General features: G+C 70.8%; 21 protein-coding genes and 1 other RNA gene. 15 read left to right on the top strand and 7 right to left on the bottom strand.

Annotation, left to right across the window (positions count from 1 at the left end):
• Nucleotides 1-7 precede the first annotated feature (7 nt).
• The 3 genes from ACSGDB_RS06890 to ACSGDB_RS06880 are packed head-to-tail and all read left to right on the top strand — an operon-like array spanning nucleotide 8 to nucleotide 4,365.
• Nucleotides 8-1,540 (top strand): ABC transporter permease, encoded by a 1,533-nt coding sequence (locus tag ACSGDB_RS06890; RefSeq protein WP_434993772.1) that lies wholly within the window; start codon nucleotides 8-10, stop codon nucleotides 1,538-1,540.
• A gap of 9 nt (nucleotides 1,541-1,549) precedes the next feature.
• Entirely contained in the window at nucleotides 1,550-2,584 is a 1,035-nt protein-coding gene (locus ACSGDB_RS06885; RefSeq protein ID WP_434993771.1) for an ABC transporter permease, read from the top strand.
• On the top strand, nucleotides 2,584-4,365 hold the full coding sequence (locus ACSGDB_RS06880; protein WP_434993770.1) for an ABC transporter ATP-binding protein: 1,782 nt from the start codon (nucleotides 2,584-2,586) through the stop codon (nucleotides 4,363-4,365). The genes ACSGDB_RS06885 and ACSGDB_RS06880 overlap by 1 nt, the downstream gene beginning before the upstream one ends.
• 70 nt (nucleotides 4,366-4,435) lie before the next feature.
• On the opposite strand, the gene ACSGDB_RS06875 is transcribed toward ACSGDB_RS06880, so the two are convergent.
• Complete coding sequence (locus ACSGDB_RS06875; RefSeq protein WP_434993769.1) at nucleotides 4,436-5,401, bottom strand: zinc-binding dehydrogenase; 966 nt, start codon at nucleotides 5,399-5,401, stop codon at nucleotides 4,436-4,438.
• A gap of 133 nt (nucleotides 5,402-5,534) precedes the next feature.
• Here ACSGDB_RS06875 and ACSGDB_RS06870 point away from each other — a divergent pair, with 133 nt between their 5' ends.
• A complete protein-coding gene (locus ACSGDB_RS06870; RefSeq protein WP_369299106.1) occupies nucleotides 5,535-5,609 on the top strand; it encodes a 50S ribosomal protein bL37 in 75 nt (24 codons plus the stop codon).
• Nucleotides 5,610-5,730: 121 nt separating this feature from the next.
• Here ACSGDB_RS06870 and rsrA read toward each other — a convergent pair whose 3' ends face one another.
• Together rsrA and ACSGDB_RS06860 are read right to left on the bottom strand one after the other, a co-directional pair.
• Nucleotides 5,731-5,991, bottom strand: coding sequence for a mycothiol system anti-sigma-R factor (rsrA, locus tag ACSGDB_RS06865; protein WP_104165803.1), 261 nt, complete (start codon nucleotides 5,989-5,991; stop codon nucleotides 5,731-5,733).
• Entirely contained in the window at nucleotides 5,988-6,683 is a 696-nt protein-coding gene (locus ACSGDB_RS06860) for a sigma-70 family RNA polymerase sigma factor (RefSeq protein ID WP_434993768.1), read from the bottom strand. Before ACSGDB_RS06860 ends, rsrA begins: the two co-directional genes overlap by 4 nt.
• A 342-nt stretch (nucleotides 6,684-7,025) precedes the next feature.
• Between ACSGDB_RS06860 and ACSGDB_RS06855 the strand changes: the two genes are divergently transcribed.
• The 11 genes from ACSGDB_RS06855 to ACSGDB_RS06805 all read left to right on the top strand — a co-directional run bounded on the left by ACSGDB_RS06855 (nucleotide 7,026) and on the right by ACSGDB_RS06805 (nucleotide 16,655).
• The gene (locus ACSGDB_RS06855; protein WP_434993767.1) at nucleotides 7,026-7,541 is read left to right on the top strand and encodes a DoxX family protein; all 516 of its coding nucleotides are present in this window, start codon (nucleotides 7,026-7,028) and stop codon (nucleotides 7,539-7,541) included.
• A gap of 5 nt (nucleotides 7,542-7,546) precedes the next feature.
• Nucleotides 7,547-8,911, top strand: a complete 1,365-nt coding sequence (aroA, locus tag ACSGDB_RS06850; RefSeq protein ID WP_434993766.1) for a 3-phosphoshikimate 1-carboxyvinyltransferase — start codon at nucleotides 7,547-7,549, stop codon at nucleotides 8,909-8,911.
• Nucleotides 8,908-10,038 carry a ribosome small subunit-dependent GTPase A gene (gene rsgA, locus ACSGDB_RS06845; RefSeq protein ID WP_434993765.1) on the top strand — a complete coding sequence of 377 codons (1,131 nt, stop codon included), beginning with the start codon at nucleotides 8,908-8,910 and terminating at the stop codon, nucleotides 10,036-10,038. Before aroA ends, rsgA begins: the two co-directional genes overlap by 4 nt.
• Before the next feature lie 163 nt (nucleotides 10,039-10,201).
• On the top strand, nucleotides 10,202-10,405 hold the full coding sequence (locus ACSGDB_RS06840) for a cold-shock protein (RefSeq protein WP_043446208.1): 204 nt from the start codon (nucleotides 10,202-10,204) through the stop codon (nucleotides 10,403-10,405).
• Nucleotides 10,406-10,539: 134 nt separating this feature from the next.
• Nucleotides 10,540-11,349, top strand: a complete 810-nt coding sequence (hisN, locus tag ACSGDB_RS06835) for a histidinol-phosphatase (protein WP_434993763.1) — start codon at nucleotides 10,540-10,542, stop codon at nucleotides 11,347-11,349.
• Nucleotides 11,350-11,379: 30 nt separating this feature from the next.
• Nucleotides 11,380-12,141: a class I SAM-dependent methyltransferase gene (locus ACSGDB_RS06830; RefSeq protein WP_434993761.1), complete on the top strand. Its 762-nt coding sequence runs from the start codon at nucleotides 11,380-11,382 to the stop codon at nucleotides 12,139-12,141.
• Between the two features lie 31 nt (nucleotides 12,142-12,172).
• Nucleotides 12,173-13,093 carry a metal ABC transporter substrate-binding protein gene (locus ACSGDB_RS06825; RefSeq protein ID WP_434993760.1) on the top strand — a complete coding sequence of 307 codons (921 nt, stop codon included), beginning with the start codon at nucleotides 12,173-12,175 and terminating at the stop codon, nucleotides 13,091-13,093.
• Entirely contained in the window at nucleotides 13,090-13,854 is a 765-nt protein-coding gene (locus tag ACSGDB_RS06820; RefSeq protein ID WP_434993759.1) for a metal ABC transporter ATP-binding protein, read from the top strand. Before ACSGDB_RS06825 ends, ACSGDB_RS06820 begins: the two co-directional genes overlap by 4 nt.
• A 1-nt stretch (nucleotide 13,855) precedes the next feature.
• Entirely contained in the window at nucleotides 13,856-14,749 is an 894-nt protein-coding gene (locus ACSGDB_RS06815) for a metal ABC transporter permease (protein WP_434993758.1), read from the top strand.
• The gene (locus ACSGDB_RS06810; protein WP_434993756.1) at nucleotides 14,677-15,501 is read left to right on the top strand and encodes a metal-dependent transcriptional regulator; all 825 of its coding nucleotides are present in this window, start codon (nucleotides 14,677-14,679) and stop codon (nucleotides 15,499-15,501) included. Before ACSGDB_RS06815 ends, ACSGDB_RS06810 begins: the two co-directional genes overlap by 73 nt.
• 53 nt (nucleotides 15,502-15,554) lie before the next feature.
• On the top strand, nucleotides 15,555-16,655 hold the full coding sequence (locus ACSGDB_RS06805; RefSeq protein WP_434993754.1) for a carboxylate-amine ligase: 1,101 nt from the start codon (nucleotides 15,555-15,557) through the stop codon (nucleotides 16,653-16,655).
• Between the two features lie 57 nt (nucleotides 16,656-16,712).
• On the opposite strand, the gene ACSGDB_RS06800 is transcribed toward ACSGDB_RS06805, so the two are convergent.
• From ACSGDB_RS06800 to ssrA, 4 genes are all read right to left on the bottom strand, one after another.
• Entirely contained in the window at nucleotides 16,713-18,857 is a 2,145-nt protein-coding gene (locus ACSGDB_RS06800; RefSeq protein WP_434993753.1) for an alpha-galactosidase, read from the bottom strand.
• A gap of 40 nt (nucleotides 18,858-18,897) precedes the next feature.
• Nucleotides 18,898-19,125 carry a hypothetical protein gene (locus ACSGDB_RS06795; protein ID WP_434993751.1) on the bottom strand — a complete coding sequence of 76 codons (228 nt, stop codon included), beginning with the start codon at nucleotides 19,123-19,125 and terminating at the stop codon, nucleotides 18,898-18,900.
• A 48-nt stretch (nucleotides 19,126-19,173) separates the two neighbouring features.
• The gene (locus tag ACSGDB_RS06790) at nucleotides 19,174-20,316 is read right to left on the bottom strand and encodes a D-alanyl-D-alanine carboxypeptidase family protein (protein WP_434993750.1); all 1,143 of its coding nucleotides are present in this window, start codon (nucleotides 20,314-20,316) and stop codon (nucleotides 19,174-19,176) included.
• A 118-nt stretch (nucleotides 20,317-20,434) separates the two neighbouring features.
• Nucleotides 20,435-20,802: a transfer-messenger RNA gene (ssrA, locus tag ACSGDB_RS06785) on the bottom strand.
• Between the last annotated feature and the right edge of the window lie 33 nt (nucleotides 20,803-20,835).

Genomic DNA, 20,835 nt, shown 5'->3' with positions numbered 1-20,835 from the left:
CCCCCACGTGTTCTACTTCATCGCCAAGCGATCCATCATCTCGTTCTTCATCATGCTCGCAGCCACCACGCTGATGTACTTCCTCACCATCAACTCGGGCGACCCGTTCGAGGACCTCGGTGAGGCCAGCGGCCCGGAGAAGGCCGCGACCATCGCCGCGCGCACCGCCGCCATGAACCTCGACGTCCCGCCCATCCCCCGCTACTTCCTCTGGCTGCAGGAGGTCGGCTACTGCCTCGTCCCCGGCGGCGTGGGCTGCACGCTCGGCACGGACCGCGCAGGGGCCGCCGTCCTGCCGCAACTCGAGAACGCGATGGGCTCGACGCTGCGCCTCGTCGTCGTGGCGACCGTGCTCGCCCTCGTGCTCGGCGTGATCGTCGGGATCGTCACCGCGATCCGCCAGTACAGCACCTTCGACTACTCGGTCACGTTCATCTCGTTCCTGCTGTTCTCCCTGCCCCTGTTCTGGCTCTCCACCCTGCTCAAGCAGTACCTGGCGATCGACCTCAACACATGGCTGGCGAATCCGCAGTTCTCCTACCTCACGATCGTCCTGATCGGGGTGGTCGCCGGCGTCATCTGGGCGGTCGTCGTCGGCGGTGACCGCAGACGCAGGCTGACCACCTTCGGCATCGCCGCCGCAGCCACCGCCGTCGCGCTGTACCTGCTCCTGGTCACCGGCTGGTTCGTCAGCCCGGGCCTCGGCGTCGTCGGCATGCTGGTCTCCGCCGCGGGCATCGCGGTCCTCTGGACGGCCCTGCTCGCGGGCTTCCGCCGTCGGCGCGTCCTGAACGGCGCCCTCGCGGCGGCCGGCGTCAGCTACCTCGGCTACCTCGTCTCGCTCGTCCTGTTCGACGATCCCAACTGGCTCGTGGTGCTGGCGCTCGTGGTCGTCACGGCGGTGCTCGCCTACGTCGTCGCCGGCGCGGTCGGCGGTCCGTTCCGCGCGCAGGCCGCGAAGATCGGGGCGGTCATCGCCGTGTCGGTGAGCCTGCTGATCGTCCTGGACCGCCTCCTCCAGGCCTACCCGACGCTCTCGGCCAAGGCCGGCGGGCGGCCCATCCCGACGACGGGATCGCAGTCGGCCAACCTCGCGGGGACCTTCTGGGAGATCAACCTCGACTACGCACTGCACCTGATCCTGCCGACCATCGCGCTGACCCTCATCTCGTTCGCCACGTACACGCGGTACACGAGAGCCAGCCAGCTGGACGTCATGAACCAGGACTACATCCGCACCGCGCGGGCCAAGGGCCTGAGCGAGCGCACCGTCCTCGTCAAGCACGCGTTCCGCAACGCGATGATCCCCATCACCACCCTGATGGCGTTCGACTTCGCCGGCGTCCTCGGCGGCGCCGTCATCACCGAGCAGGTCTTCGGCTGGAACGGCATGGGCAAGATGTTCGTGGACGGCATCAACCACGTGGATCCGGGGCCGGTCATGGCCTTCTTCCTCGTGGTCGGCACGGCCGCCGTGCTCTTCAACATGCTCGCCGACATCGCCTACGCGTTCCTCGACCCGCGCATCACCCTGAGCTAGGACCCGATCATGAGCAATCACCAGAACCCGCGGGACGACGCCCGCCCGTCGGTCGAGCTGTCCGAGATGACCCTGCAGAGCCAGGACACGGACATCGCCACCGCCGTCCCCACACGGGCGCAGACCGACCGCATCCGCACGACCGAGGCCAAGAGCCAGGGGCGCCTCGTCCGTGAACGCTTCTTCCGCCACAAGGGAGCACTGGTCGGCATCGCGCTGCTCGTGCTGATCTTCCTCCTCGCGTTCACCTCGATCGGTTTCGCCGGCATCCCGGGCTGGTGGAACAAGGACTACGACGTCCTCGCCGCCCGCTTCAACGAGGGCAAACCGACTCTGACGCTGTGGCCCTTCAGCCTCGGCGAGCATCCGTTCGGCCAGGACGTGCTCGGCCGCGACTACTTCGCGCTGACGATGCGCGGCATCCAGACCTCCCTGATCATCGCGTTCGTCGTGGGGATCGTGGCCATGGTCATCGGCACCACGGTGGGCGCCGTCGCCGGCTACTTCCGGGGCTGGACCGAGGCGTTCCTCATGCGCATCACCGACGTCGTCATCACCATCCCGACCGTCGTCATCGCGGCGGCCGTCGCGGGCATCGTGGCGAAGAACGGCATCATCCCCTTCGCCGTGTTCCTCGGCCTCGTCACCTGGACCGGGCTCGCGCGCCTGGTCCGGGGCGAGTTCCTGTCGCTGCGCGAGAAGGAGTTCGTGGAGTCCGCGAAATCGGTCGGGGCGAGCTCGGGCCGCATCATCTTCCGGCACATCCTGCCCAACACCGTCGGAGTCATCATCGTGTCGACGACGCTGGCCATCTCCAGCGCCATCCTCCTCGAGACCGCCCTGAGCTACCTGGGTCTCGGGGTCACGGCACCCGACACCTCCCTCGGCAAGGCCATCAACGACAACCGCTCCGCCCTCACCGTCCGGCCGTGGCTGTTCCTGTGGCCCGGAGTGTTCATCATCGGCATCGCCCTCGCCGTCAACTTCATCGGTGACGGCCTGCGTGACGCGTTCGATCCCAAGCAGACAAGGGTGAAGCAGTAATGAGTTCCAGCACCGTCACCATCACGGACGAACAGACCACACCGGCGAACGGCCCGATCCTCGCGGTCCAGGGCCTCGGCGTCGAGTTCAACGTCGACAACGAGTGGGTCATGGCCGCCGAGGACGTCTCCTACGAGATCCACCCCGGGGAGATCCTCGCGATCGTCGGTGAATCCGGCTCGGGCAAGAGCATGTCCTCCATGGCCCTGCTCGGCCTCCTCCCCCGCAACGGGCGGTCGCACGGCAGCGCGAAGATGCTCGGCAAGGAGCTCATCGGCGCCTCGCAGGGCACGCTCCGGCGCGTCCGGGGAAAAGAGATCGCGATGATCTTCCAGGAGCCCATGACCGCGCTCAACCCGGTGCTGACCGTCGGTGAGCAGATCCGCGAAGCCGTGGAGCAGCACACCGAGCTGTCCCCCACGCACGCGAAGCAGCGCGCCATCGAGCTCCTGCGCCTGGTGGAGATCCCCGAGCCGGAACGCCGCTACGACAACTTCCCCCACCAGTTCTCGGGCGGCCAGCGGCAGCGGGCCATGATCGCCATCGCGCTCGCCAACGACCCGATGCTGCTCATCGCCGACGAACCGACGACGGCGCTCGACGTCACCGTGCAGGCCGAGGTCCTGGACCTCCTGCGCAAGCTCAACAAACGGCTCAACAGCGCCGTGCTCCTGATCACCCACGACATGGGGGTCGTCGCCGACCTCGCGGACCACGTGGTCGTCATGGAGCGTGGGCGGATCGTCGAGGCCGCGCCGACCGCACAGCTGTTCGCGGCCCCGGCCGAGGACTACACCCGGCAGCTCCTCGGGTCGGTCCCCCACCTCGGCTCGAAGGTGGGCGGCGTCCTCACCGACGTCGAGGTCGTCGACGGGCACCTGAGCATCCACGAGGAGTACGCCGCCGAGGCCCTGCGCAGGAGGGACTCGCACACCGCGTCCGGCGTCGTCCCGGCACTCGAACTCACGGACGTCGACATCGAGTACCCCGGGCGCTTCCGCCAGCCGGCCTTCAAGGCGGTCACGGGCGTCTCGCTCACCATCAACCCGGGCGAGGTGCTGGGCCTCGTCGGGGAGTCGGGCTCGGGCAAGTCGACGATCGCACGCGCCGTCACCGGCCTGATCAGGACCTCCGGGGGCACGGTCAGGATCGGCGGCACGGACATCACGCAGCTCAGTGCCCGGCAGCTCCTGCCGCTGCGCAAGCGCTTCGCGATCGTGTTCCAGGACCCGGCGGCCTCCCTCAACCCGCGCCTGTCGATCGGTGAGAGCATCGGGGAGCCCCTGTTCCTGCACGAGAAGCTGAAGCGGGCGGAACTCGACCAGCGGGTCGCGTCGCTGCTGGAGGACGTGCAGTTGCCGGTCGCCTTCCGCAACCGGTACCCGCACGAGCTCTCGGGCGGCCAGCGCCAGCGCGTCGGGATCGCCCGCGCCCTCTCGCTCCAGCCGGACCTCCTGGTCGCGGACGAGCCGACGTCGGCCCTCGACGTCTCCGTGCAGGCGAAGGTCCTCGATCTGTTGCAGGAACTGCAGCGGGAGCGGGGCTTCGCCTGCCTCTTCGTCAGCCACGACCTCGCCGTCGTCGAGCTCCTCGCGAGCCACATCGCGGTGCTCAACAAGGGCGTGCTCGTGGAACAGGGCAGCACGGAGCAGATCCTGAAGTACCCCCGCGATCCGTACACCCGCCGCTTGCTCGCAGCGGCGCCCGTACCGGACCCGGCGGAGCAGGCGCTGCGGCGCCGGCAGCGCTCGGCCATCCTGGCGGCCGGCGCGGCGGAGTAGCAGTCCCCTGCCCGACGACGAAGGCCCTCTCCGCGTGGAGGGGGCCTTCGTCGTCGGGCGCGCTGTCCGCTCAGTGGCGGAAGACGATCTTCCCGAAGACCTCGCCGTCGAGCATGCGCCGGAAGCCTTGCGCGGCGTCGTCGAGCGGGAGGACCGCGTCGATGACGGGCCGCACCCCGGTGGCCACCAGGAAGCGGGTCAGCCTGACGAGCTCGTCCCGCGTGCCCATGGTGGAGCCGAGCACCCGCAACTGCAGGAAGAACACCCGGTTGAGGTCCGCCGACGGGGCCGGGCCGCTCGTCGCCCCGCAGGTGACCACGGTGCCGCCCGGCACGAGGGACTTCAGGGAGTGGGCCCAGGTGGCCTCGCCCACGGAGTCGAAGACGACGTCGACGCGCTCCGGGAGGCGGGCCCCGGCGTCGAACGCCTGCTCGGCCCCGAGCTCCAGGGCGCGCTGCCGCTTGTCCCCGCTGCGGCTCGTCGCCCACACCCGGTAGCCGGCCGCCGACGCGAGCGCGATCAGGGCGGAAGCGACCCCGCCTCCGGCGCCCTGGACGAGCACCGTGGAGCCGGGTGCTGCAGGAGAGACCGTGAACAGCATGCGGTACGCCGTGAGCCATGCGGTGGGCAGGCACGCCGCCTCCTCGAAGGACAGCTCCGCCGGCTTGGGCACGAGGTTGCGCTCCGGCACCCAGACGTAGTCGGCCATGGTGCCGGGGTGCCGTTCGGAGAGCAGGGACCGCTTCGGGTCGAGGGTCTCGTCGCCGCGCCAGCCGTCCGAGGAGATGACACCGTGCACGATCACCTCGTTGCCGTCGTCGTCGATCCCGGCCGCGTCGCAGCCGAGGACCATCGGCAGGCTGTCCTGCGGGAGCCCGACGCCCTTCAGGGACCACAGGTCGTGGTGGTTCAGGCAGGAGGCGACGACCTTCACCCGCACGAAGCCCTCGGGCGCTGCGGGGGTCTCGAGGTCCCCGACCGTGAGGCCTGCGAGCGGGGCGTCCGCGGACTGGGTTGCGGCGTAGACAGCGCGCATACATAAGCTCCTTCGATCATGGATGATCCCCTCATCCTAGGCCGGGCCCCTGTTTAGGTGACGCCCGTCGCCGTGTGGGAGACTGGGGTGCAGTTCTGCACTTTCCCAGTGCCTGAAGAAGAAGGAGGCAGCCATGAGCAAGCGAGCACGCAAGCGTCGCGACCGGAAGCGTGGTGGCGCGAACCACGGTAAGCGCCCCAACACCTGAGTCCAGGCGTACACGGCGTCCCCGGTCTTCGAGGACGTACCGACAGAGAACCTCCGGCCCCTGGGCCGGAGGTTCTCTGCTTAATCGGATTCCCTGTCCTGCCGGTGCTGCGTCCGGCGGCTCAGTGGTCCACGGTCTTGAGGTGGCTGATCCTGTCCAGGATGCTCGCCTTCAGGGTGGACGGCGCCACCTCGGTGCAGGACCGCTTCACGACCGATCGGATGACGCACTCGAGGTCGTGCTCCTCGGCGCACTGGGGGCAGTCGTTGAGGTGATCCTTGATCTCCACGAGATCCTGGTGGGACAGCGCGCCGTCCAGGTACTCGTACAGCCGCTCGATCCTCGCATCGGCGCAGTCGCCCATGCTCCCGCAATCGCTCATTTCTCCATCTCCTGTTCCTTGCCCTTCGCCCCCGCTGCGACCGTGGCCTTCGTGCCGGCTCCGCTGCCGGCACCCAGCCCGCGATCGCGCGCGTACTCCGCGAGATGCTCGCGGAGCAGCTTGCGGCCGCGGTGCAGCCGGGACATGACGGTCCCGATGGGCGTGTTCATGATTTCCGAGATCTCCTTGTACGCGAAGCCCTCGACGTCCGAGAAGTACACCGCGAGCCTGAACTCCTCGGGGATCGCCTGCAGGGCGTCCTTGACGTCCGAGTCGGGCAGGTGGTCGAGTGCCTCCACCTCGGCCGAGCGGAGTCCCAGGGAGGTGTGCTCGGCCGCCTTGGCCAGCTGCCAGTCCTCGATCGTGTCCGAGTGCGACTGCAGGGGCTCGCGCTGCCTCTTCCGGTACAGGTTGATATAGGTGTTGGTGAGGATGCGGTACAGCCATGCCTTGAGGTTCGTCCCCGGCTTGTACTGGTGGAAGGCCGAGAACGCCTTGGTGTAGGCCTCCTGCACCAGGTCCTCCGCATCGCTGGGATTGCGGGCCATGCGCATGGCTGCCGAGTAGAGCTGGTCGACGTACTGCATGGCGTCGCGTTCGAAGCGCGCCTTGCGGTCCGCCTCCGACTCCGTGGACACGTCCAACTGTGCATCTTCTGCCGGGCTGCTGCCTGCGGGGGCTGTGGTATCCATCGAGCGAAAGTCTACGCGCCCCCGCCGTCGCGGCGCCGGGGTGTCGGCCCGCCGGGGCGAGGTCGACAACTGGAAATCCGGTCTCTCGGCCGTCGCGGTCCGTGCCCCTGCCATTCCGGTATCCCCTTCACTGTCCTGCGGTCCGTTACGCCTGTTCCAACCCCTCGCCGCATCCCCTTATTCCTGTCCGGGCACAGGCCGGGGCCCCGGCTCCGTCCGCAACCCCACGCACCGGCCGGGGGCGCGGAGCGTGACCGGTGGGAGGGCATGCAAAACTAGAGCCAGCGTGCTTCGTACTCGAAACCCATGTCCGGCCGACGCGCCGGCACCCAGGAGGCAGTCATGACCCTTGTCCGCGTAATCGCCCGACCCCTGATCGCCAGCAGCTTCGTCGTGAGCGGCGTCGAGCGTCTCCGCACGGCGGGCGCCACGGCCCCGCAGCTCAAGCCCGTCCTCACCGGCGTCACGAAGGTCGTCCCCTCGGCCGGCGCGATCACCGGCAACGAGAAGCTCGTGGGCCAGGTCCTCGGCGCCACCCAGGTCGGCGCGGCCGTGCTCCTCGGCATCGGCCGGTTCTCCCGCGTCGCGGCCCTGCTGCTGACCGTCACCACCACGGTGAACGCGCTCGTCGACTACCGCTCGGCGGATGCATCGACCTCCGAGGGCAAGAAGGCCCGCCGGTCGCAGCTGCTCAAGAACCTCTCCCTGATCGGCGCCGTCCTGCTCGCCGCCGTCGACACCAACGGACGCCCCGGCATCGCCTGGCGCGCCGAGCACCTCGCGACGGACGCCCGGAAGCAGCTGAAGAAGGCGGACAAGGCCGTCCGCAAGACGGCGTCCGACGTCGTGGGTTCCTAGGCCCCATGGCAGCGTCATCAGGCGGGGCACCCTCCCGGACCGGGTGGAGGGCGCCCCGCCTGACCCGTCCCGTGGACGCCGACCTCTCGGTCCCCGGCTCCAAGTCCCTCACCAACCGCTACCTCGTGCTCGCCGCCCTGGCCGACGGCCCGTGCCGCCTGCGCCGGCCCCTGCACTCGCGTGACTCGGCCCTCATGATCGCCGCGCTGCGCGGCCTCGGGGCCGTCATCGAGGAGGTCCCCGGCGACGGCGACTTCGGCCCGGACCTCCGGGTGACCCCCCTGCAGGGCGGAGGACCGGCCTCGCGCACCGTGGACTGCGGCCTCGCGGGCACCGTCATGCGCTTCGTGCCCCCGCTGGCGGGCCTGGTCACCGGCACCACCACGTTCGACGGCGATCCGCACGCGCGCCGCCGCCCCATGGGCAGCATCATCGACGCCCTCCGCGGCCTCGGCCTCAGCATCGACGACGGCGGCGCGGGCGCCCTCCCCTTCTCCGTGCGGGGCGAGGGGCAGGTGCGCGGCGGCCGCCTGGTCATCGACGCCTCCGCGTCCTCGCAGTTCGTCTCGGCGCTCCTGCTCGTCGGCGCGCGCTTCACGGACGGGCTGCACCTGGAGCACGTCGGCAAGCCCGTACCCAGCCTCGACCACGTCCGCATGACGGTCGAGACCCTCCGGGCCGTCGGCGTCGCCGTGGACGACTCCGTGCCGAACCACTGGCGCGTCTCCCCCGGCCCCATCGCCGCGTTCGACGTCGCGGTGGAGCCCGACCTCTCCAACGCCGGCCCCTTCCTCGCGGCCGCCGTCGTCACGGGCGGCACCGTCCGCATCCGCAACTGGCCCGAGGGCACCACGCAGGTCGGCGACGCCTGGCGGCGCATCCTGCCCCTGATGGGCGCCACCGCGGACCTCCGCGGCGGGGTGCTCACCGTCACCGGCGGCCCGTCGATCGCCGGCGGGACGTTCGCCGACACCTCCGAGCTGGCACCGACCGTCGCGGCGCTGTGCGCACTGGCCGCGACGCCGTCGACCCTCACCGGGATCGCGCATCTCCGCGGCCACGAGACGGACCGGCTCGCGGCGCTCGTCGCGGAGATCAAGAACCTCGGCGGGGACGCGGAGGAGACGCCCGACGGCCTCGTCATCCGACCGGCCCCGCTGCACGGGGGCCTGTTCAGCACGTACGACGACCACCGGATGGCCACCGCGGGCGCGATCCTCGGCCTCGCCGTCGACGGCGTGGACGTGGAGAACATCGGCACCACGGCCAAGACGATGCCGGAGTTCCCCGAGCTGTGGGCCGCCGTCGTCCGCACGGCGGACGGGCCCGACGGCGCGCCGTCGCCCGCCCCACCCGTGGCCACGGCATGAGCGAGGCCGGCACCCGTCGCGGATCGCGGGCCTGGGACGAGTCCGACGTGCGGATCCGCCCCAACAAGAAGGGGACCCGCCCGCGCACCAAGAACCGCCCCGCCTACGAGGACGCCGTGACCGGACGCGTCGTGACGGTGGACCGCGGGCGGTACACCACCGTGGTGGACGAGGGCACACCGGAGGAGAGGACGGTCATCGCCGCCCGTGCGCGCGAACTGCGCCGCAACGCCGTCGTCGCCGGCGACCTCGTGGCGCTCGTCGGCGATCTCTCGGGCGGCCCCGACTCCCTCGCGCGCCTCGTGCGCATCGAGGACCGGACGACGGTCCTGCGCAGGAGCGCTGACGACACCGACCCGGTGGAGCGCGTGGTGGTCGCCAACGCGGACCAGCTCGTGATCGTCGTCGCGGCCGCCAACCCCGAACCGCGGACCGGCTTCATCGACCGGGCGCTCGTCGCCGCCTACGACGCCGGCATCGAACCGCTGCTGTGCATCACGAAGGCCGACCTCCGCGACCCGGCGCCCCTGCTCGCCAACTACGAGCACCTGGATCTCCGGGTCATCATCAGCGGCACCGACGAGGGCACCGGCGTCGCCGCCACCTCCGACGACGGCGAGTCCGCGCGGCTGTCCTCCGCCGCCGTGGACGCCCTGAGGGAGGAGCTCGACGGACAGGTGAGCGTCCTGCTGGGCCACTCCGGTGTGGGGAAGTCCACCATGGTGAACGCCCTGACCGGGTCCACGCGCGCCACCGGCGGCGTGAACGCGGTGACGGGCCGGGGGCGGCACACGTCCTCCTCGGCGCTGGCCCTGAAAGCCGCCGACGCCGCGCCCGGCACCTGGATCATCGACACCCCCGGCATCCGGTCCTTCGGCCTGGCGCACGTGCAGGCGGATCGCATCCTCAAGGCGTTCCCCGACCTGGAGCCGGGCACCGAGCGCTGCGAGCGCGGCTGCCGGCACGACGACCACGCCGTCGGGTGCGGCCTCGACAGCTACGTGGCGGAGGGACTCGCGGGCGAGTCCGGGCCGGTGCGCCTGGCCTCGCTGCGCCGACTGCTCGGTGCCGGCACGGCCGAAGCGCGAGGCAGCTCACACGACGCCAAGGAACTCGGACACCAGTGATCGGCGCGATCACTGGTAGGGTCGATCCTGTTGTTGTTTGCGCATTACATCTCTAAGCCTTGACCCTCCACCTGGAGTTCGACAGCTTTTTTGATAAGCGGGTAACGAACTGCACGACGAGCCCCCGAACGTCGGGACGCTCCCACCAGGTAAGGAATTCTCAATGGCTACTGGCACTGTGAAATGGTTCAACGCCGAAAAGGGCTTCGGCTTCATCGCTCCCGAGGACGGCGGCGCCGACGTGTTCGCCCACTTCTCCGCGATCAACTCGAACGGCTACCGTTCCCTCGAAGAGAACCAGAAGGTCAACTTCGAGACCACCCAGGGCCCCAAGGGTCCCCAGGCCGAGAACATCACCGTTCTCTGATTCTTCCGACACCGCCTGGCGGTGACGGCCCGAAAGCCACCGTGCGGCGCGAGCCCGCGGTGGCTTTCTGCTGTCCAGGGCCAGGTCCCGCGCCCCGCACGGGATGCGCCCACCGAGACGATAGGTTGAACGGTATGAGTTTCACGCAGGGCTACAACGACGACCTCCGTCTCGCCCACATCATGGCCGATTCGGTGGACGACCAGACCATGTCGCGCTTCAAGGCGCTCGACCTGCGGGTGGAGACCAAACCGGATCTCACCCCCGTGACGGACGCCGACAAGGGCGCCGAGGAGGCCATCCGCGGACAGCTCTCCCGGGCCCGGCCCCGGGACGCGGTCCTCGGTGAGGAATTCGGCAGCACCGGCTCCGGCTCGCGCCGCTGGGTGATCGACCCCATCGACGGCACCAAGAACTTCGTGCGTGGCGTGCCGGTCTGGGCCACGCTCATCTCGCTCATCGACGACGGCAAGCCCGTCGTCGGCCTGGTCAGCGCTCCCGCGCTGGGCAAGCGCTGGTGGGCGGCCCAGGGCACCGGCGCCTACACCGGGAAGTCCCTCGCCGCCGCCCAGCGCCTCCGGGTCTCCAACGTCTCCCGCCTCGAGGACGCCTCGCTGTCCTACTCCAGCCTGTCCGGCTGGCGCGAACGCGGGACGCTCGCCGAATTCGTGAATCTCGCGGACCGGGTCTGGCGCACGCGTGCCTACGGTGACTTCTGGTCCTACTGCCTCGTGGCGGAGGGCGCGGTGGACATCGCGTGCGAGCCGTCCCTGAACCTGTACGACATGGCCGCGCTCGTGCCGATCGTCACCGAGGCCGGGGGACGCTTCACGTCCCTCGACGGCCAGGACGGACCTCACGGCGGCAACGCCCTCGCGACCAACGGCACCCTGCACAGCGAGGTGCTGCGGACCCTCAACCCCGATGTGGATGACCTGCTCTAGCAGCGGGCGCCGCGCCGCAGGACCGGCAGGGTGACGGGCGGGCCCCGGCTCGCCGAGGACCGCCGGAGGGACCTGGCCGCGGCCTACCTGTCCGGTGCCGGCCGGTACGACCGCGTCCGCCCCGGCTACCCGGACGCCGTCGCCGACTGGGTGGTCCCTCCGGACGCCCGCCGCGCCGCCGATCTCGGTGCGGGCACCGGCCTGTTCACGGAACTGCTCGTGCAGCGCGGACTCGCCGTGACGGCGGTGGATCCCTCCGAGGACATGCTGGCCGTCCTCGGAGGGAGGCTGCCCGGCGTGCCCGCCGTCCGGGGCCCCGCCGAGGAGACGCACCTCCCGGACGCCTCCCAGGATCTGCTCACCCTGGCCCAGGCGTGGCACTGGTGCGACCACGCCGCCACGGTCCGGGAGGCGGCGCGGGTCCTGACGCCGGCAGGCCGGCTCGCCCTCGTCTGGAACCAGCTCGACGTCTCGATCCCGTGGGTGCACCGCCTGTCCAGGATCATGCACGCCGGCGACGTGTTCTCGCCCTCCTACCGCCCCTCGTTCGGGGACGCCTTCGACGCACCGGAGGACCTGGTGGTGCACTGGGCCCAGGACCTCGACGTCGCCGGCGTCCTCGACCTCGCGCGGTCCAGGAGCTACTACCGGCGGGCGGCGCCCGCCCTGCAGGCCCGTGTGGAGGCCAATCTGCGGTGGTACCTCACCGACTACCTCGCGTTCGGTCCGGACGCCTCGCTCACGCTGCCGTACTACACCCATGCCTGGCGCGCGTCCCTGCGGACGCCGTAGATTTCGGCATGCCTAAACGCTAGATTTAGGCATGCCTCAAAGCCGGCGGTGCTCGCCCCTCCTGCGCGTGGTCCTCCCATGCCTCCTCCTCGCCGTCGTGGCGACCGGGTGCGCACGCCCGGCACCGCCGTCCTCCCCGGACGACCGCCCGCACGTGCTGACCACCTTCTCTGTCCTCGCCGACCTCGTCGACACCGTGGGCGGCGGGCACGTCCGCGTCGAGTCGATCACCAAGGTGGGCGCGGAGATCCACGGGTACGAGCCCACGCCGTCGGACCTCGTCCGGGCCCAGGACGCCGACCTCGTCATCGACAACGGGCTGGGGCTCGAGCGCTGGTTCGAGCGGTTCCTGAACTCCGTGGACGCACCCCACGTTGTCCTCTCCGACGGCGTCGAGCCCATCGACATCCGGACCGGCGACTACCGGGGGCGGGCGAACCCCCACGCGTGGATGTCCCCCGTCGCCGCGCAGACCTACGTCGACAACACCGTCGTCGCCCTCTCCGGGCTCGCCCCGGAGCACGCCGCCGACTTCGAGGCGAACGGACGCGAGCTCAAGGCGGACCTGGCGGACCTGCTGGCGGACTTCCGGGAGGACCTCGCGGACGTCGACGCCGCGGCCCTGGTGACCTGCGAGGGGGCCTTCTCCTATCTCGCCCGTGACGCCGGGCTCCGGGAATCCTTCATCTGGCCGGTCAACGCCGACTCCGAAGGGACGCCGCGGCAGATCCGCGATGTCATCGCCTTCGTCGAGGAGAACCGCGTGCCGACGCTCTTCTGCGAATCCACGGTCAACCCCTCCGCCCAGGAGCAGGTGGCCCTCGCCACCGGGGCGCGCCTCGGCGGGACGCTGTACGTCGACTCGCTGTCCGGGCCCGAGGGCCCGGTGCCGACCTTCCTGGACCTCATCCGGTACGACCTGCACACCATCGCGGAAGGACTCGCACGATGACCACCTCCGGGGAGACGGGCGTCCCACCCGTCATCGACGCACGGCACCTCACCGTCCGCTACACCGACGTGCTCGCCCTCGACGACGTCAGCCTGCGGCTCGCGCCCGGGAGCATCTGCGGGCTCATCGGCGTCAACGGATCCGGGAAGTCGACGCTCTTCACCTCGCTCATGGGGCTCCTCACGCCGCAGGCGGGCTCCGTCGAGCTCTTCGGCACCTCGATCGCCTCCGCGCGGAAGCGCGGGCTCGTCGCCTACATGCCGCAGGCGGAGGGCGTCGACTGGACGTTCCCGGTGTCGGTGTCCGACGTCGTCGGCATGGGACTGTACGGGCGGCTCGGGACGGCGCGCCGCCTGCGGCCGGCCGACCGCGCGGCCGTCGACGACGCCCTCGAGCGCGTGGGCCTGGCCGCGCTGAGGAAGCGCCAGATCGGGCAGCTCTCGGGCGGGCAGCGCAAGCGCGTGTTCATCGCCCGGAGCATCGCCCAGGACGCCCGGCTCCTGCTCCTCGACGAGCCCTTCGCGGGCGTCGACCGGTCGAGCGAGCACACCATGACCGCGCTGCTGAAGGCGTTGCGTGACGAGGGGCGGTCGGTGCTGGTGTCCACGCACGATCTCGCGGGTGTCCCCGACCTGTGCGACGAGGCGGTCCTCCTGCAGCAGCGGGTCCTGGCGCAGGGTGACCCGTCGCAGGTCCTCACCCACGGGAACCTCGCACTCGCCTTCGGCCCGCATCCCTCCTCCCCGAACGGAGCACCCTGACATGGACGTCCTCGCGTTCCTCCTCGAACCGCTCCAGTACGGCTTCCTGACGAGGGCCCTCGCCGTCACCGTCGCGGCGGCCGTCGTCGCCGCGGTGCTCTCCTGCTGGCTCATCCTCATGGGGTGGTCGCTGATGGGCGACGCCGTGTCGCACGCGGTCCTGCCCGGCGTCGCCCTCGCCTACATCCTCGGCATCCCCTTCGCCATCGGCGCCTTCGTCTTCGGCGTCGGGGCCGTGGCGCTCATCGGGCTCGTCCGGTCGACCACCAAGCTGAAGGGGGACACCGTGATCGGCGTGGTCTTCACCGGCCTCTTCGCCGCGGGCCTGGCCATCGTCTCGGCCACGCCGTCGCAGATCGACCTCATGCACATCCTGTTCGGCAACGTCCTCGGGGTGTCCGCGGGCGACGTCTGGCAGGTGCTCGTCCTCGGTGTGCTGACCCTCGTCGTGCTGCTGGTCAAGCGCCGCGACCTCACCCTGCTGGCCTTCGACCGCACGCATGCCCACGTGATCGGCCTGAACACGCGGTTCCTGTCCGCGCTGCTCCTCGGCCTGCTCGCGACGACCGTCGTCGTGGGCCTGCAGGCCGTGGGCATCATCCTCGTCGTGGCGATGCTCATCACGCCCGGCGCCACGGCGTTCCTGCTCGCCCGGAGCTTCGACCGCATGCTGGTGATCGCCGTCGTGCTGACCGTGGCGGCGTCCGTGGCCGGGATCTACGCCAGCTACTACCTGGACATCTCCACCGGTGCCGCCGTCGTGCTGTGCCAGGCCCTCGTGTTCGCGGTCGTCTACCTCGTCGGCAGGCCCGACGGCGTGCTGTGGCAGGCACGCCGGCGACGGACGGCGGCCGCCCCCTCGGGCACGCCGGACGCACGGCTGCGGGGCGCCTGATGGCGGGCCGCCGGGGCGCCGTGCTCAGTATCGAATCGACCAGCGTGCAGGACTACGTGAAGACCGTCTACGCGTTCACGGAATGGCAGGCGGAGCCGATCACGGCGTCGCACCTGGCCGCCCGCCTGGGGGTCGCGAACTCGTCCGTCACGGGCATGGTGGGCAAGCTCGTGGGCCTGGGCCTGGCCGAGCACCGCAAGTACGGGCCGATCAGCCTGACGCCGTCCGGCCGGGCGCTCGCCCTCGCGATGGTCCGCCGCCACCGGCTCATCGAGACGTTCCTCGTCACCGAACTCGGCTACGGCTGGGACGAGGTGCACGACGAGGCGGAGCTGCTCGAGCACACGGTCTCGGACGCCTTCGTCGAGCGCCTGGACCTGAAACTGGGACGGCCCGCACGCGATCCGCACGGTGATCCGATCCCGGGCGCGGACGGCCGGGTCCGCTACCCTCCGGCGCATCGGCTCGACGGCCTGGACGAGGGCCACCTCGGCCGTCTCGCCCGGGTCAGCGACGAGGACCCCGACGTGCTGCGCCTCCTCGACCGGCACGGCATCGCGCTCGACGCCGACCTCCTGCTGGCCCGGGACGGTGCCGGTGCGCTGATCGAACTGCGCGTCGGCGCGGACGCCTCCGGGCCGAGCCTGCCGGTGGACGCCGCCCTCGCGCGGTCGCTGTGGATCGAGAGCACGGCCCCCCACGCGGGCTGCACGGTCGACGCCGGGTCACGGGAGCACGCCACGCCCTCCTAGACTGGTCGGGACCTGCAATGCCCCGCGCCCTGCCCGCTGAACGGAGTGTTCCGATGACCACGCTCGGACTGGAGGAGGAGTATCTCCTCCTCGACCCGCAATCGGGGCTGCCCGCCCCTCACGCCGCCGAGGTGGAGGGCATCCTCGAATCCCACCCGGAGGTCGGCGCCGACGAGATCCAGCGCGAGCTGCTCTCGTGCCAGATCGAGACGGCCACCCCGGTCTGCTCCACCCTGACGGAGGCCGAGGAGTCGCTGCTGAACTTCAGGAGGAGGTTCGCGGACGCGGCAGCACGCACGGGGAGCATCGGCGCGGCGACCGGCACGGCGCCGCGGATCCCGCAGGCCTACCCGGAGCTGACCGACAAGCAGCGCTACGAGGACCTCCGGGCCAGTGCGCCCGGCATCGTCGGCGACCAGTTCGTGAACGGCCTGCACGTCCACGTGGGGGTGCCGGATCCCGAACGGGGCGTGCAGGCCCTCAACCGGATCCGCCCGTGGATCCCCCTGCTGGCGGCCCTGAGCGTGAACTCCCCGTTCTGGCTGGGCCGCGACAGCGGGTTCGACAGCTGGCGGGTGATCCACTACCGGCGCTGGGCCGTCCAGGGGATCGCCCCGTACTTCGCGGACGCCGCCGACTACGAGCGCCGGATCACGCGGCTCGCCGCGACGGGCGCGATCCTCGACCGCGGCGTCCTCACCTGGGTGGCCCGGCTCTCCGACCACTACCCCACGCTCGAGCTCAGGGCGTGCGACGTCCAGCTCGAGGCGCAGGACTCGGTACTGCTCGGCGCCCTGACGCGCGCGCTCGTCGTCACGGAGCTCCAGGCGGCCGAGGCCGACACCGCTCCCCTCGTCCCGGATCCGGAGCTGCTCGACGCCGCCCTCTGGCAGGCCGCGCGCGACGGGATGGGACGCCACCTCATGGACCTCGCGACGGCGGAGCCCGTGCCCGCCGACCGGCACCTCGCGGCGTTCCTCGAGCACGTGGGCCCCGCGCTGGAGGCCGAGGGCGACACGGAGTGGGTGAAGGCGGGCCTCGAGACCGTCGCCGAGCGCGGCACCGGCGCGCAGCGCCAGCGCCGCGCCATGCACGAGGGCGGAACCCAGGCGCTGCTGTCCCTCTACACGGAGACGCTCACCTTCGAACCGTGAGGACCGGGCGCTGCCCGTCGGGACGACGGCGGTGGCCACCGTCGTCCCGACGCAGGCCTAGCCGTCGACGGCGCGGAACTCGATCAGCAGGCTCTGCTCGGGCAGCAGCACGGGAGCCTGGACGCCCGCCCGGGCCAGGGACCGCCCGGACAGGCGCACCGGTTCCCCCTCGAGGGCCCGCTGCAGCCAAGCCAGCGGCGACTGCCCGTTGCCGGGATGCCCCTCCTCCGGGACCGCGGGACGCACCTCGTAGAGGACCTCGGGGTCGAGGCCCGGGAACGTGAGGGGGCCGGGCGGGTAGCTCGCGCTGGACGCGGTGAGCGAGTACCCGAACAGGGCGCGGCGCCGGTCGGCGGACACGATCCCCCGCAGGTCCATCGCCGGGTCCGGACACTCGGCGTGCACCACGCTGCCGCGGTGCAGATCGTCGCGCCAGGACCGGTGGAGGGCCACATAGCGGCCGAGGATCTCGTACTCCGCCTCCGTCAGGTCGGAGATGTCCCACTCGATGCCGTAATGGCCGAAGATCGCGGTGGCAGCCCGGAACGGCAGCGTGTGGGAGCGGCCGGTCGAGTGCGAGACCGGACCGCCGATGTGCATGCCCAGCAGTTCCGGCGGCACGACGAGGCCCGTGTACTTCTGGTTGACGAGCCGTTCGATCGGATCGATGCAGTCGCTCGTCCAGATGCGGTCCGTCCGCGCGAGGATCCCCAGGTCCACGCGTGCACCCCCCGAGGCGCAGCTCTCGATCTCGAGGCCCGGATGCCTGCTCCGCAGTTCGTCGAGCAGGCGGTAGAGCGCCTCGACGTGCCGGTGGACGGCGGCCCGGCCCGTCCTCGCATCCGCGGCCTCGAGGAGATCCCTGTTGTGGTCCCACTTCACGTACGCGATGTCGTTGGCCGTCAGGATGTCGTCCAGGCGCTCGAGGATGTACGCGTAGGCGTCCGGATGGCCGAGGTTCAGGACCTGCTGCTGGCGTCCCGGCAGCGGCAGCCGGCCTTCCGCCTGCAGGATCCAGTCCGGATGGGCGCGGGCGAGGTCCGAGTCCGGGTTGACCATCTCGGGTTCGAACCACAGGCCGAACTCCATGCCGAGGTTCCGTACGTGGTCGATGATCGGTGCCAGCCCGTCGGGCCACACCGTCTCGTCGACGAACCAGTCGCCGAGGCTGGAGGTGTCGTCGCGACGCCCGCGGAACCAGCCGTCGTCGAGCACGAACCGTTCGACGCCGAGGGACGCCGCGCGGTCCGCGAGGGCCAGCAGGCGTGGGAGGTCCAGGGCGAAGTAGACGGCCTCCCAGGTGTTGAGCGTGACCGGGCGGGGGCGCCGCGGGTGGGAGTCCCGTGCCCGGAGGTCCCGGTGGAAACGGCCGGAGAGCTCGTTCAGCCCGTGCCCCCAGGATCCGACGGCGGGCGGCGTGGTGTAGCTCTCCCCCGGCGCCAGCACGACCTCGCGGGGGGACAGCACCTCGCCGGCCGAGAGGAACACGGAGCCGGCGGGGGTCTTCTCGGCGAGCACCTGCTGGTTGCCGCTCCACGCGAGGTGGATGCCCTGGACGAGACCGTGTTCGAACCCGAACCCGCGGGTACCCGCGGCCAGCAGGACGGTGGCGTCCGCCCCCGGCCTGCCACGCCGGCTGGTCCGCGCGTAGGTGCCGGTGGTGAGGTCGTGGCGCTGGGGCGACCGTTCGCGCAGGTGCCGGCCGGTGGTGTCCAGGATCTCGGCCGCCGTGTGGTGCAGCGGGAAGAACAGGTTGAGGGCGCGCACCTCGTAGTCGTCGTCGCCCGTGTTCGTGACCTCCAGGCTCTGTGTGAAGAGGCCGGCCTCCGTGAGGGCGAGGCGCGCACGCACGGAGAGCCCGGCGTCGTCGTCGCGCGCCTCGACGAGCGCGCCGCCGTCCTGCCGCTCCATCGTGGTCACCGTGAACCGCGGGTAGAGCTGGGCGCCCGCGCGGTCACCCAGGAGCCCCGGTGTCCCCTGCCAGCCCGCGGACTCGAGCGGCAGGAGGGTGAGAAGCGCCGGGACGTCGATCCCGCCGGACACGCGTTGGGGCTGGTGTGCCGTGGTGATCCCGCGCAGCTCGTCGGGGCTCACGTCGCCGAGGTCGGGGCCCCAGTACGCGATGGTGGGCATGCCGTAGGGATGCGGGTCCAGCACCACGCTGGTGCAGCCGCGCGAGAGGTGGAGCGGTTGGGAGGTCATTCCTTATTTTTATCGCGTAAATAAAGCCGCGGCAACACGCCTACCGTGTGCGCGTGTCCCGCCGGAGCAGGCCCGTGATCAGGCAGAGGAGGCCGAGCAGGAGGGGGATGAGCGTGTAGAGCGTGTGGGTCCCGCCGAGATAGCTCATGACGAAGATGTACACGAAGGTGCTCCCCACGAGGATCCAGCCGAGCACGATCAGGCCGCGTCCCCGGCGGGGCGGCGGTAGCGGGGGGAGCCACGACGGCGTCCTGTCAGTCCAGCTCATCGCCCCAGTGTAGTTCGCGCGCCGGGCTCCCGGTCCGCGGGGAACCGGTCAGTAGGACGGCGCCGCCGGGAGCGACATGTAGTGCTCGAGCGTCGGCAGCCGATGCGCGCGCATCTCCGAGGAGATCGTGGTGCCCACGTACCGCAGGTGCCACGGCTCGTACGCGTACCCGGTCACGGAGGTCTGGCCCCGCGGGTAGCGGATGATGAACCCGTACCGCCACGCGTTCTGCGCCGCCCAGGCCCCGGCCGGCGTGCCCGCGAAGCATTCCTGCAGACCGCACGCCCCGTTGCTGTTCCCGATGTCGATGGCCAGGCCCGTCTGGTGTTCGCTGTAGCCGGGGCGTGCCGAGATGAGGTCCGCCGTCACCCGCCCGTACTGATTGACGTAGGAGGTGTAGAGGGAGGCCTGCGTGTCGAACGAGCGGTATCCGCTGACCGGGACCATCGCGACGCCCGAGGCCCTGGCATCGGCGAGCAGCCGCGTGAACTGCTGCGCCGCGTCGCTGCGCAGCGACGGACCGCCCACTCCCACCAGCGGACCGGGGGCGTACCGCGCCGGGCTCAGCGGGCGGCGCTTGTTGACGACGACCACCGAGGACGAGGCGACGTCGATGTCGCGGGACAGCACCGTTCCAGCCCTGGCCGTCCACGTGATGAGGCCGCGCTGGTACCGCTGCTTGCAGGTCCCCGCACTGCACTCCTCGTTGGAGACCGGATAGCCCAGGGCGCCGTTCTCGAAGTTGGTGGAGGCCCACCGTGCCCGGATCGCCCCGACGGAGATGCGCGCCCCCGTGGTCGGCGACCAGATGATCGACCCGCCCTGGTAGTTCTGGTAGCAGCCACCATCGCGCAGCCCGCACACCTCGGGCCCCGTGGGATACCCGAAGCGGCCGTTCTGGGAGCCGTACGCCAGCCACGTCTGGCGGATGGCACCGTACGAGGGCTGCGCTCCCGTGGCCGGCGACCAGACGATGGAACCGCGCTGGTAGTTCCGCTGGCACCCTCCGTTGCGGAGCCCGCAGAACTCGGCACCCGCGGGAGCCCCGAGGCGCCCTGCGGCGCCGCCGAGTTGCGCATACCGTGCGTCGATCGCGGTGAGGGCCTGGCCCGGCGGCGCCGTGGCGAGGCTGCCGGCCGCCATCAGGGCACAGCACAGGGCGGTCAGGAGGTGCACGAGTATGCGGTTCATTCCGTCCCCCGGACGTCGGCGTGGGATCAAGGGTAGACGCGTCCACCGTCCGGGAGAAGGGTTCCCCGGCCGCGGACGACGAATCGCCCCGCCGGGGACCGGCGAGGCGTTTCATCAGTGGTGGAGATGGCGGGAATTGAACCCGCGTCCGATGCAGTGTAGTCAGGGCTTCTCCGGGCGCAGTTCGCGTCGGTTTTTCTCGGCTCCAGTCATCCTGCGAACGGGTGACTGCCGAGCCCAGTTGCATAAGAGTCCCCCCGGTCCCTACAACGAGGACCGGGAGCAGTGGCCCTCTAAATGACGCCAGTATCCGGGGCGAGAGCAAACCCGGGCTGACGGACTAGCTAGGCTGCTTAGGCAGCGAGAGCGAAGTCAGTGCGCTTTTGTTCGGCACTTATTGTTTTACAAGGAGCGTTTACGAGATAACCCTGTATCCTCGGCCCGCTTCCCCTGTCGCGACTAACATCGTCGAAACCTGTCATCCCCATGTTCAGTTATCAAGTGATCCCTGTGCCGTCC

The organism is Arthrobacter sp. Ld5 (assembly GCF_051172775.1).
Lineage (GTDB): Bacteria > Actinomycetota > Actinomycetes > Actinomycetales > Micrococcaceae > Arthrobacter_D.
The sequence above is the reverse complement of the archived record's forward strand: the minus strand, read 5'-3'. Positions and strand labels throughout refer to the sequence as shown.